At 37.9% G+C, this 17,235-nt stretch carries 16 protein-coding genes; 9 read left to right on the plus strand and 7 right to left on the minus strand.

What is annotated here, in order from left to right; all coding sequences use genetic code 11:
• Positions 1–2 precede the first annotated feature (2 nt).
• Positions 3–1,181 carry an MFS transporter gene (locus ACFJGY_RS15150; protein WP_379965457.1) on the plus strand — a complete coding sequence of 393 codons (1,179 nt, stop codon included), beginning with the start codon at positions 3–5 and terminating at the stop codon, positions 1,179–1,181.
• Positions 1,182–1,202: 21 nt separating this feature from the next.
• On the plus strand, positions 1,203–1,946 hold the full coding sequence (locus tag ACFJGY_RS15155) for a dienelactone hydrolase family protein (RefSeq protein WP_379965460.1): 744 nt from the start codon (positions 1,203–1,205) through the stop codon (positions 1,944–1,946).
• Positions 1,947–2,009: 63 nt separating this feature from the next.
• Here the strand turns inward: ACFJGY_RS15155 and ACFJGY_RS15160 are convergent, their stop codons facing one another.
• Positions 2,010–3,260 carry a CinA family nicotinamide mononucleotide deamidase-related protein gene (locus ACFJGY_RS15160; protein ID WP_379965463.1) on the minus strand — a complete coding sequence of 417 codons (1,251 nt, stop codon included), beginning with the start codon at positions 3,258–3,260 and terminating at the stop codon, positions 2,010–2,012.
• A 158-nt stretch (positions 3,261–3,418) separates the two neighbouring features.
• On the opposite strand from ACFJGY_RS15160, the gene ACFJGY_RS15165 reads away from it, so the two are divergent.
• Positions 3,419–4,615, plus strand: a complete 1,197-nt coding sequence (locus ACFJGY_RS15165) for an oxygenase MpaB family protein (protein WP_379965466.1) — start codon at positions 3,419–3,421, stop codon at positions 4,613–4,615.
• Between the two features lie 73 nt (positions 4,616–4,688).
• The gene (locus ACFJGY_RS15170; protein ID WP_379965469.1) at positions 4,689–5,894 is read left to right on the plus strand and encodes a dicarboxylate/amino acid:cation symporter; all 1,206 of its coding nucleotides are present in this window, start codon (positions 4,689–4,691) and stop codon (positions 5,892–5,894) included.
• Positions 5,895–6,044: 150 nt separating this feature from the next.
• On the opposite strand, the gene ACFJGY_RS15175 is transcribed toward ACFJGY_RS15170, so the two are convergent.
• Both ACFJGY_RS15175 and ACFJGY_RS15180 read right to left on the minus strand, forming a co-directional pair.
• The gene (locus tag ACFJGY_RS15175) at positions 6,045–6,434 is read right to left on the minus strand and encodes a DUF779 domain-containing protein (protein WP_379965472.1); all 390 of its coding nucleotides are present in this window, start codon (positions 6,432–6,434) and stop codon (positions 6,045–6,047) included.
• 266 nt (positions 6,435–6,700) lie between these two features.
• A complete protein-coding gene (locus tag ACFJGY_RS15180; RefSeq protein WP_379965474.1) occupies positions 6,701–8,230 on the minus strand; it encodes an aldehyde dehydrogenase family protein in 1,530 nt (509 codons plus the stop codon).
• Positions 8,231–8,435: 205 nt separating this feature from the next.
• Between ACFJGY_RS15180 and ACFJGY_RS15185 the strand changes: the two genes are divergently transcribed.
• On the plus strand, positions 8,436–9,353 hold the full coding sequence (locus tag ACFJGY_RS15185; protein WP_379965477.1) for a helix-turn-helix domain-containing protein: 918 nt from the start codon (positions 8,436–8,438) through the stop codon (positions 9,351–9,353).
• A gap of 176 nt (positions 9,354–9,529) precedes the next feature.
• On the opposite strand, the gene ACFJGY_RS15190 is transcribed toward ACFJGY_RS15185, so the two are convergent.
• Together ACFJGY_RS15190 and ACFJGY_RS15195 are read right to left on the minus strand one after the other, a co-directional pair.
• Entirely contained in the window at positions 9,530–10,861 is a 1,332-nt protein-coding gene (locus ACFJGY_RS15190) for a hydroxymethylglutaryl-CoA synthase family protein (RefSeq protein ID WP_379965480.1), read from the minus strand.
• 356 nt (positions 10,862–11,217) lie between these two features.
• On the minus strand, positions 11,218–12,561 hold the full coding sequence (locus ACFJGY_RS15195; RefSeq protein WP_379965483.1) for an ammonium transporter: 1,344 nt from the start codon (positions 12,559–12,561) through the stop codon (positions 11,218–11,220).
• Positions 12,562–12,776: 215 nt separating this feature from the next.
• On the opposite strand from ACFJGY_RS15195, the gene ACFJGY_RS15200 reads away from it, so the two are divergent.
• Entirely contained in the window at positions 12,777–12,965 is a 189-nt protein-coding gene (locus tag ACFJGY_RS15200) for a hypothetical protein (RefSeq protein WP_379965486.1), read from the plus strand.
• A gap of 33 nt (positions 12,966–12,998) precedes the next feature.
• Here the strand turns inward: ACFJGY_RS15200 and lipA are convergent, their stop codons facing one another.
• Complete coding sequence (gene lipA / locus ACFJGY_RS15205; protein ID WP_379965489.1) at positions 12,999–13,868, minus strand: lipoyl synthase; 870 nt, start codon at positions 13,866–13,868, stop codon at positions 12,999–13,001.
• A gap of 107 nt (positions 13,869–13,975) precedes the next feature.
• On the opposite strand from lipA, the gene ACFJGY_RS15210 reads away from it, so the two are divergent.
• A complete protein-coding gene (locus tag ACFJGY_RS15210) occupies positions 13,976–14,608 on the plus strand; it encodes a hypothetical protein (protein WP_379965492.1) in 633 nt (210 codons plus the stop codon).
• Between the two features lie 4 nt (positions 14,609–14,612).
• On the opposite strand, the gene ACFJGY_RS15215 is transcribed toward ACFJGY_RS15210, so the two are convergent.
• Positions 14,613–15,173 carry an RNA polymerase sigma factor gene (locus ACFJGY_RS15215; protein ID WP_379965495.1) on the minus strand — a complete coding sequence of 187 codons (561 nt, stop codon included), beginning with the start codon at positions 15,171–15,173 and terminating at the stop codon, positions 14,613–14,615.
• Between the two features lie 198 nt (positions 15,174–15,371).
• Here ACFJGY_RS15215 and dapF point away from each other — a divergent pair, with 198 nt between their 5' ends.
• Positions 15,372–16,136 (plus strand): diaminopimelate epimerase, encoded by a 765-nt coding sequence (dapF, locus tag ACFJGY_RS15220; RefSeq protein WP_379965498.1) that lies wholly within the window; start codon positions 15,372–15,374, stop codon positions 16,134–16,136.
• 21 nt (positions 16,137–16,157) lie between these two features.
• Complete coding sequence (gene mltG, locus ACFJGY_RS15225) at positions 16,158–17,183, plus strand: endolytic transglycosylase MltG (protein ID WP_379965501.1); 1,026 nt, start codon at positions 16,158–16,160, stop codon at positions 17,181–17,183.
• The last annotated feature ends 52 nt before the right edge of the window (positions 17,184–17,235 follow it).

Here is a 17,235-nt window from a genome sequence, read left to right on the forward strand (position 1 = left end):
CAATGTCAGAGGTACAATCACAACTAAGCAAACATCAGGTTCTTGGAATGGCCGTAGTTGCTGGAATCAGCGTTTCAAATATTTATTTTGCCCAACCGATTCTGCATCAAATCGCTGAAAGTTTTCGCGTTCCTGAAAGTAAAATGGGAATAATGGTCGGTCTCGGGCAAGTTGGTTACGGCGCAGGATTATTGACGTTGGTTCCATTAGGCGATAAAGTTGACCGTAAGAAATTGATTCTGACTTTACTGGGAACTTTATTTTTTGTCTTGATGGCAATTGGGTTGGTTTCCAATTATTATTTTATTTTTTTATTCAGTTTATTATTGGGATTAACGGCGGTTGCGGCTCAGGTTATTTTACCAATGGCGGCTGAATTGTCGGGGAATGAAAAGGGAAAAAATGTCGGAATTATTTTTACCGGAATTCTTGTCGGGATATTGATGGCGAGGGTTTTCAGTGGTTATATTTCGGAATGGAGCAGTTGGAAAATGGTGTATTACCTTTCGGCTGGATTTACGATTTTCTCTTTGGCTTTTGTCTATTTCAAATTACCGAGTGTAAAACCGACGTTCAAAGACTCTTATTTTAAATTGATTTCATCGTCATTTTATCAGTTGAGGAGATTTCCACAATTGCGGTTTATGGCTTTGCTTGGCGGAATTGCATTTGCGGTATTTTGCTCATTTTGGACAACTTTGACATTCTTGCTCGTTGAAGAACCTTACAATTACAGTTCAGACACGATTGGACTTTTCGGAATGTTGGGAATTGCCGGTGCGTTGGTTGCGCCGTTGATTGGAAAAGCTTCTGACAAGGGCGATTCCAGATACACACAATTGATTGCGAGCGTTATTTTATTAGCTGGTTCGGTCGTCATTTTTCTGTTTCCAAGTTATTTAATTTCCATCATTCTCGCCGTGATCTTCATTGATGTTGGCGTTCAGTCTATCCAAGTGACGAATGTTGCATTAATTTACAGACTTGATGAAAAAGCGAATAGCAGAATCAACACAATTTATATGACTTCCTACTTTGTGGGTGGCGCTTTGGGAACTTTTATCGGACTGAAATGTTGGGAACTTGGCGGTTGGCATTATGTTGGAATTCAGCTCATCGTGTTTAGTTTATTTGTACTTTTAATGAATATAATAAACTTCATTAGAAAGAAGAAAATTTAATCAAATCAAAATAGTCAAGATATGAAACTACCAGTCTCATTACTAACAGTATTCCTGGGAATGCAACTTACATTAGCCCAGACATTGAAAACAATTGCCTACAAAGACGGAACTCAGAAACTGAACGGATTAGTCACTTCAAATGCAGGAAAAAAACTTCCCGGCGTTCTAATTCTGCCAGCCTGGAAAGGCATTGATAATGAAGCAAAAGATGCTGCACTTCAGTTGGAAAAGCAAGGTTACATCGCTTTTGTTGCTGACATTTATGGCGAAGGAAATGTACCAGCCGACAATGCAGCCGCCGCAAAAATCGCAGGAACTTACAAACAAGATTACAAAGCTTATCAACAAAGAATTTCTGCGGCTTTGGACGAACTGAAAAAGCAAGGTGCCAATTCTGAAAAGATTGCGGTCATTGGTTATTGTTTCGGTGGAACCGGTGCTTTGGAAACGGCTAGAGCTCAGATGCCGGTTGCTGGCGTTGTCTCTATTCACGGTGGTTTGGCGAAAGGAAACGACAGACTGAATGTTCCCATCAAAACCAAAGTTCTTGTAGAAAATCCTGCGGACGACGAAAGTGTAAAACCGGAAGATATGACCAATCTGATTGCGGAATTAAAAACCGGAAAAACAGATTTTCAAATCATCACTTACGCCAATTCCAAACACACTTTTACGAGCCCGGAATCTCCGGATTACAACGAAGTAATGGCGAAACGCGCCTGGAATCACACGTTGAGTTTTCTGAAAGAAATATTGAAATAGATAAAAAGAAATTAGACTTTAGATATTAGAAGTTAGAAAGGCAGCCATTACGGCTGTCTTTTTTTATTTTTTGATGAGCAATGAAACAATATCCTGAACCACTTTCTGAGACACGAAGTTCATAAAATCAATTCTTTCCAAATGTGGCAAAAATAATTTTGAGGTCACTTCTTCATTGCCAATTCTAATCGTGTAATAAACCGTTCCCACATCTTTCCCATCCTCACCTTTTCCAGGCCCGGCAACGCCTGTTGTAGAAACAGCAATATCAGTTTTGAATAATTCCTGACAGCCATTCGCCATTTCGGAAGCAACTTGCTCACTCACAACGGTAAATTCTTCGATTGTTTTTGGATTGACATTTAGAATATCAATCTTTTTCTCGGTTGCATAAGTTACGATCCCGCCAGAAAAATAATTAGAACTTCCGGAAACCGACGTAATCAGATGCGCTAATTCTCCTCCTGTACAACTTTCTGAAACCGAAACAGTCAACTTTCTGTCATTCAACAATTCGCCAAGGATTTTTTCGATTTTATCTTCGTGAGTGGCAATGATATTTTCTCCGATGATTGGAATTAATTTTTGAATCTCAGTTTCAAGTTCTTGATTTAGGATTTCCTGTGAATTTCCGGAAGCCGTTAATCTTAATTTCACCCTCGTCCCGATTGGCAAATAAGATAAGCTGATGTGTTTTGGTAAAGCCAATTCCCAACTTTCAATATTTTCTGACAGAATACTTTCCGGAACATCCACTACAGAAACGATTCTGGTTACGATATGGTCTAATGACAATTTCTCTTTTAAGAATGGAATAATCTGGTCTTTTACCAAAGGTTTCACCTCGTAAGGAACGCCTGGCAAACTGAAACAAAAAGTTCCATTTTTCTCCAAAACCATACAAGGCGCTGTCCCGAAATAATTCAGAAAAACCTCAGCCTTTGATAAGACAATCGCCTGTTCCTTATTATGTTCCAAAATCCAAAGTCGGTTTCGTTTTTCGAGATAAGCTCTCAAATGTTCGTAAACTTTATCTGAAAAAATCAATTCGTCTTCAAAGAACTCAGCGTAAGCTTTCTTGGTAATATCATCTTTCGTTGGCCCCAATCCGCCCGTTGTAAAAACTACATCTGCCATTCCGAATGCTTTCCCAAGCGTAGAAACTATTGTACTTTCGTCATCCGGAATTGTAAAAATTCTTGTCACTTTAATTCCAATCTCTTTGAGTTGCATCGCTATGAAGTTGGAATTGGTATCCACGGTGTTTCCAGATAAAATCTCGTCGCCAATAGTGATTAAAACAGCTGTTTTCATAAGAACAAATTTCGTGAATAATTCATTTACTTGATTAAGATTATCTCAATTTTATTTAGCTTTAAAATGTTAATTAATTACAAGTTTGACTAATCCGAATTTTATGACATTACTCAATTATACTCCAATATCGGCTTAAAACTTGTAATTTTATAGTGATGGAAAAGACAATTTTAGAACCAAGATTTAAAGATTTACCACATTTCAAATATTTTTGGACTAAAGGCAACGGAAAACAACTCATCGATTTTTCCGGTGCGGAAGTTAGCTTTAAAGATTTTGACAAATTCTCCCGTTACTTTTATCACGTTGATAAAATAGGCGATGGTGTTGTAAAAGAAGTCTATCTGACTAAGAAATTTCAGGAAGCTTCCCGTAAAATTGAGCAATACATCCGAAAAGGTGTTTCACAAACTGATGACGTCCCTGCAAGTGTTCAAACTCTTTTCCAACAAACGCAAGCTGTTCCGGAATGGCTTAATCCTGACTTGCTGAAAAGTGGCGCAGAACTTTGTATGCGAAGCAATGTGGATTCTCTGATTTCCCTGAGAGATTATTGTCTCATTGGCGGTTATGATTATGCTTATCTCAACAAACCTTTGATTGTCACAGAAGCTTTAAAGAAAGGTGCAGTGAAACGACTTTCAGAAACCTTGGATTTTTGGGTAAACGCAACGAGATACAATGCTTTGGAAATTCACGCAAAAGGCTATGAGTTCGCTATCAAAATACGGCTGATACATTCCTACGCCAGACTTTCCATCAAGAAACATTACAAAAACTGGGACACAGAAAATTGGGGAGAACCCATTAATTCCTGGGATATGATGGCTACTTACATTGGTTTCAGTTTGGTTTTTCTTCACAGTCTCAAAAAATTGGGGAATACTTATTCTGATGAGGAAGAAAGAGGACTTTTTCATCTTTGGAAATATGTGGGCTATCTTTTGGGAATTCCGGAAGACCTTCTGCCTGACGACAAAAAACAGGCAACAGAATATTTCTATCTCTGGACCGCCATCCAGCCGCCTTCTGACAAAGATTCTGTTTTGTTGGCGCACTCTCTATTGAATGAATCTCTGGAAAACCCAATTCTCAAGTACAGTTTCCAAAAGAAAATGTTGCGCTTTTTACACATCAGCTGCACTTGGTTTTTATTGGATAATGAAGTTTGCAAAAGGCTGGAAATACCGGAAGTTTCCGGAAGAAGTGTCTTTCCGAATACCAAAAAATTCATCAATAAAATCTACAACAATGTCGTAAGCAGAGAAAACCGAATCGCTAAAGGAAATAAAGACCAGATGCAGGTTTTAAAAGATTATCTGCGGGTTACACAACAGTCTAATTTTCATTAAGACATTCAGACAATCCAACTTAATTCAATCTTTCCAAACAATTTTATAATTATCTTTGATCAAACTTAAAGGAATGGATCAGTCTTTCTGGAAAAACTACAGCAACATTATTCTGCTTCTCATCGGGATTTTCATAGGAAGTCTGGTGGGAATTTTCTCCCCTGATTTCGTAGTTTATCTCAAGCCGATTGGTGATATTTTCCTTAATCTGCTTTTCGTCACAGTCATTCCGTTGGTGTTTTTTGCGATTGTTTCCGCTATTTCAGGCATCGAGCAACAGAATCAATTGGGAAAGATCATTGGAACAATGGCTTTGACTTTTCTAAGTTTCATTCTGATTTCCGCCACATTTTGTATCATTCTTGTCTACCTTTTCCCGACAGAGACGCCAACAAATATTCATGAAGCTATCACAGAAAACTTAAAAACCGACACCAATATCAATGACCAGATCGTAGGATTTTTCACCGTAAGCGAGTTCTATAATTTATTCTCAAGACAGAATATGCTGGCTCTCTTAGTCTTTTCTTTCCTGGTCGGAATCTCGATCAGACGGTCTGGCGAAAAGGGAAATGCATTTCAAAGCTTCATACTTTCCGGAAACGAAGTGATGAAACAGCTTTTACTTCTCATAATGAAAGTTGCGCCCGTTGGATTAGGCGCTTATTTTGCGTATCAGGTTGGCACGATTGGACCTCAGCTTTTCGGATTTTATGCTAAACCTTTGGGACTTTATTACATCGCCGGAACCATTTATTTCATTGTATTTTTTAGTCTTTATGCCTTCATCTGGAAATCCGGCAAAGGCGTGAAAGCTTTTTGGAAAGAAAGTCTTTTGCCAACAGCAACTGCTATCAGTACTTGCAGCAGTTTAGCGACGATGCCAGTTGCGATAGAAGCTGCTAAAAGAATGGGCGTTCCCGCATCCATCGCCAACGTGGTGATTCCGATTGGAACTACGATTCATAAAAACGGTTCTTCCATCTCATCCATCATCAAAATCTATGTGGCATTTCAGTTACTTGGCTGGAATTTATTCGAACCAATGAATCTCATAATGGCTCTTGGCATCACAGTTTTCGTCAGCGCAGTTGCCGGCGGAATCCCAAATGGCGGATACATTGGCGAAATGCTGATGATTTCAGTTTACAAAATCCCGCCCGATGTCGTTCCTGCTGTAATCATTATCGGGACTTTGGTAGATCCGCTGGCGACCGTCCTCAATTCCGTCGGGAATATTCTGGCATCTATGATCGTCTCGAAGTTTGTGAAGGTTTGATATATTTAATTACAGAATTTCTGAAAACTTGATTTATGATGTAATGAATTCATGCCTTTCTTCTATAAAAATCATGCGCATGACTTGTTGAAGTCATGCGCATGATTTAGGCAAATGATAAGCATGATTTTTTTATGATAGTTTAAAACATTACTCACTCCGCTTCACCGGTTCAAGATTCTCCAGCTCTTCCGGCGTGAAAAGCCGGTAATGTACTTTGAAGGTTTTACCGAGAGGCGTTTCCAAAGAAAATCCGCCCGGTCCCCAACCGTCCAGAACATCCAATGTAAAATGAGCATACTTCCAATATTCGAAGAGGTCGCGGTCTATCCAGAATTCGAAGCCGTTGATGGTTCCAATCATTGCGTCATTCATCCTTGGGAAGTAGCCACCTTTCTCGAAACATTGTGGTTGCGTACCTTCACAACAGCCACCAGCCTGATAAAACATCAGTTCGCCGTGTTTTTTCTCGAGTTCCCATATGATTTCCATCGCAGCATCCGTCACAGAAAGTCTTGATATTTTATCTTTAGTTTCCATCTATTTTTTATTTTGACATTAATGAATAATAATGTATTGACAGGTCGCTCCTACGGAGCTTAACTTGTCTTATTGATATTTTTCCTATTAACAGTTTGCTCTACGGAGCTTTGTGAATCCTTCGTATTAATTGAACATCTGCATTTTAGAATCTACGATTAGTTTCCACATTAATTATTATTTTAAAGTTAAACAAAAACCCGACAAAAAATTCTGTCGGGTTCAGAGTATTGATAAGTCTTAAACTTAATTATAAAACATTAAGATTAGAAGAACCCTAACTTGTTCTTGTTGTAAGAGATCAGCATATTCTTGGTTTGACGGTAATGGTCAAGCATCATTTTGTGATTTTCTCTACCAATACCCGACTGCTTGTAACCTCCGAAAGGTGCACCGGCAGGATAAGCGTGGTATTGATTCACCCAAACCCTACCCGCTTCCACGTGTCTTGGAATGTTGTACAATTGATGTGCATCACGTGTCCAAACGCCCGCACCCAAACCATAAATCGTATCATTCGCAATTTCCAAAGCTTCTGCTTCATCTTTGAAAGTCGTGAAAGCCACAACCGGTCCAAAAATCTCTTCCTGGAAGATTCTCATTCTGTTGTTTCCTTTGAAGATGGTCGGTTTGATGTAATAGCCTTCTTCCAAACCTTCAATAGTGTTTACATCGCCACCAGTAAGGACTTCTGCACCTTCCTCTTTACCAAGTTTTAGGTAACCCATAATTTTATCTTTCTGGATTTTCGAAGCCTGCGCTCCCATCATCACGGTTTTGTCCAATGGGTTTCCGATTTTGATTGCCTCAGTTCTTTCAATCACTTTTGCGATGAATGCATCTGCAATATCTTCCTGAACCAGTAATCTTGACGGGCAAGTACAAATTTCTCCCTGATTGAGGGCAAACATTACTGCGCCTTCGATTGCTTTATCTAAAAATTCATCGTCCGCATCCATTACCGAATTGAAGAAAATGTTAGGCGATTTCCCTCCCAATTCCAAAGTTACCGGGATGATATTTTCTGTCGCATATTGCATTACCATTCGTCCCGTTACCGTTGAACCTGTAAAGGCTGCTTTGTTGACTTTTGGATTGGTGACCAACGCTCTTCCAAGTTCTGCTCCAAAACCGTTTACAATATTTACGACACCCGGTGGAAGTAGATCACCAATCAATTCCATTAAGATAATAATGGAAACAGGCGTACTTTCCGCTGGTTTCAAAACAACACAATTACCTGCTGCCAAAGCTGGAGCGAGTTTCCAAACGGCCATTAAGATTGGGAAGTTCCACGGAATGATTTGGGCAATCACACCAAGTGGTTCATGGACAATGAGTGAAACGGTGTCTTTGTCCAACTCATTGTGAGAACCTTCTTCTGCTCTGATGACTGAAGCGAAATATCTAAAATGGTCAATCGCTAAAGGAATATCGGCCGCCAAAGTTTCTCTCACAGCTTTACCATTATCAATCGTTTCTACCGTCGCAATATATTCAAGATTCTCTTCTATTCTATCGGCGATTTTATTCAGAATAATGCTTCGTTCTGTTGCGGAAGTATCTTTCCACGTTTTGAAGGCTTCTGCTGCTGCGTTTACAGCGTTTTCCAAATCTTCTTTGTTGGAATGCACTGCTTGTGTGAAAACTTGTCCATTGATTGGAGAAATGACATCGAAGTATTGTCCGCCAGCTGACGGCACAAATTTGCCTCCGATGTAATTATCATATTTAGATTTGAATTCTGGCCAAGCCAAAGTGGTTGAATTTTGTTTGTGTTCTGCTGTTGTACTCATAATAATTTGGTTTTTATTAATACTGAATTAATATTTGATTAAGGCTAAGTTAATTCTATAATCAACAAAACCGATAGCACAATCGTCCAAAAAAACAGTAAAATCCTATTTTTATAATACTTTATTGTTCATTAACAAAAATTGTGACTGAGATTAATTTTAAAATATTATATTTGATAGACAAGAAGTTATAAATCTTGAATCTATGAATTCAAATCATTTTCAACTTAACAAACCCAGCCTGACACACGAAAACCGACTGAATACTTTGGTGGAAAATCAAACCAAGTTTAGTTTAAATAATTGTGAATTCAGCATCTACGAAACGCACAAGGCGGTTTACGATGTGAAACTGCATTTTGAGCATCTGGCTTTCACGGGAATGTTGCGAGGGAGAAAATGGATGAAGCTTCAGGATAAGAGCAATTACTTCGAATATCTTCCGGGAGAAAGTGTTTTGGTTGCGCCGGGTGAAACAATGGTCATTGATTTTCCTGATGCAGATGAGCAGCCTTCACAATGTGTTTCTTTGACTTTGAATCCGGAATTTGTGCAGGAATCTTTGGATAATCTGAACTTCAATGTGGCGAAAATAGATGATTCTTCCAAATGGAATATCTCTTTGGATGAATTTTATTTGCTTAATAATAAAGCTCTGGCTTCGGCGACAAATAATATTATGAGGATTGCGATGGATGATAATTCGCATAAAGATGTGATTGCAGATTTTGCTTTGAAGGAATTATTGATAAGATTGATGCAGACGCAAGCGAGAAATCTAGTGGAGAAAAACACTTTGAAAAATCAGTCGAGAATTGGTTTTGTAGCAGATTTTATCAAGAAAAATCTTCATCAGAAGTTATCCATTGATGCAATTGCGAAGATGGCTTACGTCAGCAAATCGAATTTCTTCAAGATGTTCAAACAGGAATTGGGACTTTCTCCGAATGAATTTATTATCCACGAGAGAATCAAGAAAGCGAAGGAATTGTTGAGCCAACAGAATTCGGTGAGCGAGACCGCTTACAGTACTGGATTTTCGGATACGAATTATTTTATTCGGGTGTTCAAACAGATGGAAGGTGTGACGCCAAAAATCTTTCAGAACAAAAAATTAATTTGAAGTTAGTAGTTAGTTATAGATATTTTCAAAAGAGAACGAGCAGAAATTTCTGCTCGTTCTCGATTTAGGTTTAGCCAAATTTGATTCTAAATAATTGATGATTATCGTGTCGCTCCTACGGAGCTCGACTTTATGGCGGAATTGATTCCTATAAACATATTGCTCCTACGGAGCTTTTATCTCTGATAATTGTAATATCTTGCACCTTTCAGAACCGGACTTTCTTTTTCGATTCTTGTTAATCCGAAACCTTTGTAATTTTGATTAACTGAAGAATCTAATTGTTTACGGTGTAACTTTTCATAAGTTTCAAAATCGATTGCGTGTCTGTTTTTTAATTCTTCGAAGAGATTCCATTTTCCAACTACTGATTTCCATTCGGGAGACACTTTGCCGACGAAAACCTTAGATTTGGAACCGCTTCCATAAGCTAAGAAACCAATTTCTTTATCTGCTAAATCTTCATTTTCATTGAACGAAGTTTGTAAAGCTGACAACAATGCCATAAAAATAGAAGCTGTGTACATATTCCCGATTTCGGAAGAAGCACGCTGCGTTTTCTCTATTTTTTCATTGATAAAATTGATATAATCTTCAGATTTTGCGATGGCTTTTTGTTTCTCTGCATCGGAATAATCGAGATGATTTTCTAAACTATAAATCTCGGTGAAAACTCTTTTCCCGTGGAAAGCGTAAGGCAAATGGAAAATCAGATAACGCCAGTCTTCGTAAGGTCTTACGGTAAAAGTCTGGTCTTTGTAATGCTCATAAGCTTCACGGATTCTGTCCTGATAACATTGATTGGAATATTGTCCATCGAAAACCGGTTCGTCTGTGAACACTTCAATTTTGTCGGGGAAATTTTCCGGAGCTGTTGGGAAATCTTCTTTGGAAAAATGACGTCTCGGTTTGAAAAAATCGAAAACGCTTTCTGTGGCAACGCCCCAATTGTTATCAATCTCGATTAACTTTGGATTGGCTGAAACCAATAAGGCAACCGCACCGCCCCCTTGCGTGTATTCTCCGGAAGATGCCAATTCATATTTGGCATAATCGCTGGCAATGACAACGGCTTTTTTAGTGGGATTTGCTCTTACGAAATCTAGGGAATTGTGTAGTGCATCAACTGCACCAACGCAGGCAAAAGTCATATCTACAACGTCACAATTTTTGAAACTTCTTTCACCAAATTCTTCGGTCAAGAATTCTTCTACCATTTGGACAGCGTAGGTTGCGGTTGGTTTTGCGGCGTCCAAAGCACTTTCGGTTCCGAGGTAAACTCTGGATATTTCTTTCGGATTGAGATTATAATCCTGAATTAATTTGAGTAAAGCTTCCGCTGCAAAAGTCGCTGCATCTTCGTGAACATCGGGCAAAGCCATTTTGTGCAAACCCAGACCTTTTTCCAGTTTTGCCGGTTCTATTCCTCTTTTCTCAGCAAGGTCATTGATTTCTAAATATAAAGAAGGCACATAAAAACTGGCCGCATCAACTCCGAATTTCGTCATTTTAAAAATTTTTAAGACACGAATTTAGAGATTTTTCGGCGGATTTTGTGTGTGTTTTGGGATGAAAGTTTAGATTAAAGCACAAATATTCTACTTTGCGAAGCGCAGCCCGACGTATCTCATTTTTTCTATTTTATTTATTTGAATCGATGAACCACTTCGTTAGGTTTGAACGGAGCTTTTTTTGTTGTTGCGATTCTGAATAAGTTTCATTAACGGTATCACGTCATTTGCAACAACAAAAAAAGCGGGAGTGGAAGGCGGATAAAGCTGCCCAAATAATTAATATAAAAACCCCACTTATAAAAAAAGTGAGGTTTTCTTCATATCAAAATCAAATATGCATTACTGCATCATTATGCGTGACTCTCATCGTGCTGCGAAAGATCCAAACCGATGTTTTCGGAATCTTCGGCAACTCTTAATGGGATGATCATGTCTGTAACTTTATATAAAATCAATGATCCTAAAAATGTAAATGCGGAAACCAATACCAAAGCCATCATATGATGTGCAAAAACTTCGAAACCGCCGTGAAGAAGACTTGCATTCTCGCCTTGAGCCAAAATTGCTGTCAAAATCATTCCCATAATTCCGCCAACGCCGTGACAAGCGAAAACATCTAAAGTATCGTCCACTTTTTTCAGTCGTTTCCAGTTGCACATCAAATTAGAAACAATGGCAGAAATAAATCCTATAAAAATAGCGTGAGGAAGCGTCACAAAACCTGCAGCCGGCGTAATCGCCACCAAACCTACGACTGCTCCGATACAAGCGCCCAAAGCAGAAACTTTTCTCCCATTAACTCTATCAAAAAATATCCAGGACAACATTGCTGTTGCAGATGCAACCGTCGTAGTTCCGAAAGCCATCGCTGCTGTTGCATTAGCTGCTAAAGCTGAACCAGCATTGAAACCAAACCAGCCAAACCAAAGCATTCCTGTTCCTAAAATCACAAATGGAATATTTGAAGGTTCGTGGTGCGGATTTTTTCTTTTTCCGATCATCATTGCGCCAGCCAAAGCTGCGAAACCTGCGCTCATATGGACCACTGTTCCACCGGCAAAATCCTTGACTCCAAAATATTTATTCAACAAACCATCCGGATGCCAGACCATGTGACAAAGTGGTGTATAAATCAAAAGGCTGAACAGCACCATAAATAATAAGTAGGAAATAAATCTGACTCGTTCTGCAAAAGAACCCGTAATCAAAGCTGGAGTGATGACTGCAAATTTCATTTGAAATAAGGCAAACAATACAAACGGAATCGTGGAAGCCATTTTGCTATGCGGCAAAACGCCAACATTGTTGAAAAATAAATATGTAGTTGGATTACCTATCAATCCATAATGCACACCATTAATTGTAATTCCCAATGGTTCGCCAAAGGATAAACTAAATCCAACGACTACCCAGACAATACTAATCACACCCAAAGCGATAAAACTCTGCAGCATTGTGGAAATCATATTCTTTTTCCCGACCATTCCGCCATAGAAAAAAGAAAGTCCGGGTGTCATTAACAAAACCAAACCGGAAGATGCCAGGATCCAAGCAACATCTGCTCCTACAATGTTTTCTTCGCCAAGAAAAGTTCCCGGTAAAGGCAATGAAGTCTGTTCCGGCCAAAAAAGTGCAGCAATTGAAATGATGCTTATGATTACAAAGGAAATGATCCAGCGTTTTTCGATTTTCATAATTCAGATTTTAACCCTGCAAATATATGGGCTTAATTTTAAAAACCATATATATTTGAAATTAAACCCTTCTAATTTTTACAGAAAATAAATTATTATTCTAAAAAATATTCAAATAATAATCAGGCATTAATTTTGCAATAGACTTCTTATAAAATAAAACTATGAAATCGCTCAACGATTGCATATGACAATTAAAAAATAAACTTATAAATATGAGATCCGACATTCCAAAACCAGACAGCGAAACTAACAAAGGACCAATGATTGCAATTATAGTTGTAGTTGCTTTATTCCTTTTAGGATATTTCGCTTACATGATGTTCATCCCACAACAAGTGGAAAATATGAACAAAACAGAAAATATACAACCCACAGAACAAAAAGTAAAAGACTCCCTTTAGGAGTCTTTTTTATTTTTAAATTGAATCGAAATCTTAATGAATGTGCTTCTCAGCGTGATAAGAACTTCGAACCAAAGGTGAACTTTCTACGTGACGGAAACCTAAATTTCTGGCAAAGTCACCATATTCATCAAACTGCTCCGGCGTGATAAAGCTTTTCACCGGAAGATGTTTTTTGGTCGGCTGAAGGTATTGTCCTAAAGTAATCACATCCACATTTGCATTTCTGATATCCTCGATCGTTTGGAAAACCTCATCTTTTGTTTCTCCCAACCCTAGCATCACACCAGTTTTTGTCCGGTTTTGTCCGGCTTCTTTCAGATATCTCAAAACTTCAAGGCTTCTTTCATATTTAGCCTGAATTCGAACTTCTCTTGTAAGACGTTTTACGGTTTCCATATTGTGAGAAATCACTTCCGGTGCCACTTCTATCATTCTGTCAAGGTGTTTTGTAATACCTTGGAAATCGGGAATCAAAGTTTCCATCGTAGTTCCCGGGGAAATTCTGCGAACGGCATTTACTGTTTCGCCCCAAAGGATTGAACCCATATCTTTCAAATCATCACGATCGACAGATGTCAAAACTGCGTGTTTGATTTTCATTAATTTGATAGAACGCGCTACTTTTTCTGGCTCGTCCCAATTCACGTCCAAAGGTTTTCCGGTTTTCACACCACAAAATCCACAGCTTCTTGTGCAGATATTTCCGAGAATCATAAATGTTGCCGTTCCTTCGCCCCAGCATTCGCCCATATTCGGGCAGCTTCCGCTTTGGCAGATGGTATTGAGCTTATATTTATCTACCAAATGTCTCAGTTCGCGGTAGTTTTTACCAGTCGGTAATTTTACGCGAATCCATTTGGGTTTTTGAATGGCTGTATCTTGTTGAACTAAATCCTCCATCTATTTCTAAAATTGACTCCAAAGTTAAGGATTTTTTTATCGAAACAGTCGAAGACTGACATTGATGAAACGCATAATTCCGTAAATTTAAAGTCCAATAATTTCTTATGAAAGCTATAATTTGTTTATTGACTCTTATTCTAAGCCATTTTTCTTTTGCCCAGAAAGAATTCCAACCGGCAGGTTCAACAGTCATAGAATCTGTTGATGGTGATCTGGACAACGACAAAATCTCCGAGAAAGTCATCATCTATAATACAAAGGACACGACAGATATGGGCAATATCCGTGAAATTCAGATTCTTAAAAAAGTAAACGGCAAGTGGAAAATCTTAGAAAAATCCTGGAGTGCCATTTTGGAAAGCAGCGCCGGCGGCATGATGGGCGATCCTTACCAAAGCACAATCATTGAAAACGGTATTCTTATCATTCAACATTATGGCGGAAGCAGCTGGAAATGGGGTGTTACAGATAAATACCGATTTCAGAACGGTCATTTTGAATTAATTGGATACTCTTCGGAAGGTGGGAGACCCGGAGATTATATTACAGAAGTTGACTTTAATCTTTCTACAGGGAAACTTACTTACACAAAAGAAGTAGAAAATACCGCTGAATATGGTAAATCCAAACACGAAACTTACATTAAAAAAGGATTGAAAATAAATCTGCAAAACAGAAATCAGAAGAAACAGAGAAAAATTATACTTCCGAAAACAAAAGAGGAAGTTTATTTATAATCTTTTAACTTTCATCAAACTCGTTGTTCTTTAATAATTCGGCCAGGATTTTTTTGGCGCGCATGATTCTCACTTTTGTATTGGCAACAGAAAGATTGAGCTCTTCTGCTATTTCTTTGATGCTTTTTTCCTCAAAAAACCTAAGGCGGATAATATCCTGATTTTTGCCGTCCATCGTTTCTATGATCTTGATGATCTTTTGCTGGTCTTCTTCGGAGATCAATAATTCTTCAGGCGATCTTGCAAACTCGTTTTTAACGTCCTGCAAATTAGCGTTCGGATCTTCGTTTTCGCGGCTTCTTTTCCTCCAGAAATCGATGATTGTATTTTGTGCGATCGTAAGAATCCAGGTTTTGAACTGAAAACTGGGATCGAAAAGGTCCAACTTATTGAGGACTTTTGAAAATACCGAGACTGTGATTTCATCCGCATCATTTTCGTCCTTTACTTTATTCATCACAAAAGAAAAGACATCCACCCAAAAAGAATTAATGAGTTGTGTCTGAGCCTTTTGATCTTTGTCTCTGGCTTTTATAATAAGTGCTAATAACTGATCTTCTTTCATTATTTCGATGATCAAAGATAGTTATAATAATTAAAAAAAATGATATCGAAAAATTGTGAAACACTATAATTTCCTGGCATTTTAGATTCAATTTAAATAACATTTGTCAAGATAGGATTGTTTTTAAAATAAGTAATTTTACGGGCTTGATTTTTGCAAAGAAAAAACAAATTAATTAACTAACAATCAGAATAATAAATGAAATTTTATAAATATCAGGGAACAGGAAACGATTTTGTAATGATTGACAACCGTTTAGGAGAATGGGACGATCTTTCTATCGAAAAAATACAAAAGCTTTGCGACCGCAGATTTGGGATTGGTGCAGACGGGTTAATTAAAATCAATTCTGCAAAAGATGTAGATTTTGAGGTAGATTATTATAATTCTGACGGTTCCAAAAGTTTCTGTGGAAACGGCGCTCGTTGTTCAGTTGCGTTCGCTCATTTTCTGGACATTATTGAAGATAAAACAACCTTTACCGCCATCGACGGAATCCATGAAGCGGAAATCAAAAATGGTATCATTAAGTTAAAAATGGGTGATGTGAAAACCATTGATAAAGATGGAAACGATTTTGTTCTCAACACTGGTTCGCCACATTATATCAAGTATGTCGAAATGTTAAAAGATTATAATGTTTACAAAAACGGTAACGAAATACGAAATTCTGAAACTTATAAGAAAGAAGGAATCAATGTGAATTTCGTGGAAGTATTGTCCGCAAAAGAACTTTTTGTAAGAACTTATGAACGGGGTGTGGAAGATGAAACGTACAGTTGTGGAACAGGAGTTACCGCTGCAGCTTTAACTTTTATGAAAAACAATAATCAAACGTTTGTTGGAATCAAGGTGATGGGTGGAAACTTAAAAGTTTATGCCGATAAAAATGGAGAAGGTTTCAAAAATATTTGGTTAGAAGGTCCGGCTATTCAGGTTTTTAAAGGAGAGATTAATTTATAGAAATCTGATTTATTTTAAGTTATGAAAAAATTAATTCTTATCATTTTTGCTGTCATCATTGTAATTCTGGGATTTTTCGGGATTAGACTTTATAATAAATATGTCGGAAATAATGTAGAAAAAGAAGGATTTGTGTTGATTCCACATAGTGCGAAACCTCAGCAGATTTTAGATTCGATTTCTCCGCACATTAAGAACAAAGACTATTTCACAACTATTGCAGAAGATAAAAATCTAAGTGGAAATTTCAAGCCAGGTCGATATGAACTGAAATCCGGAATGAACAACCGCGAGATCGTCAATATGATCATTGCCGGGAATCAAACTCCGAATTCTTTCAGAATCAAAGACTTTGACGATGTCTATCAGATGATCGGAAGAGTTTCTAAGAAAACAGAAATTGATTCTACACAATTTACTCAGAAACTTAATGAAATTGCTGTCAGCAAAGGCTATAAAAATGCTGAAGATCTGAAGAAATATTTCTTTAATAATACTTATGATTTCTTTTGGACAGTAACCCCGAAAGAATTCTTCGAGAAATTCGATAATGAGTATAAAAACTTCTGGACTGCGGAAAAAGTTGAAAAAGAAAAGCAATCCGGACTTAGCAGAGATCAGATTTATGCTTTGGCTTCAATCGTTTACAAAGAATCCGGCGGAAAACCCGATGAGCAAAAGACCATCGCAGGACTTTACATCAATCGATATAAGAAAGGAATGAAACTGCAAAGTGACCCAACCGTAATCTATGCTGTTAAGCAAGCTAGTAATTATCAGAAAGTCATTAAAAGGGTTTACTATAAAGATCTGAAGACACCTTCACCTTATAATACTTATGCGAATAAAGGAATCCCGCCGGGACCAATTTGTATCGTGGACAAGAATTCCCTCAATGCTGTTCTGGATGCGGAAAAGAATAATTACATCTTTATGTGCGCTGATCCTGCGAGATTTGGTTATCATAAATTCACTGATAATGATGCGGAACACGCCATAAATGCAAAAGCATACCAGGACTGGCTGAATAAAAAAGAAATAAAATAAAAAGAGCAACTGCTCAAAAATAAATTAAGAATGAGACGAACGGAAATTGTAA

The sequence above is a fragment of the Epilithonimonas sp. UC225_85 genome, assembly GCF_042695135.1.
Lineage (GTDB): Bacteria > Bacteroidota > Bacteroidia > Flavobacteriales > Weeksellaceae > Epilithonimonas.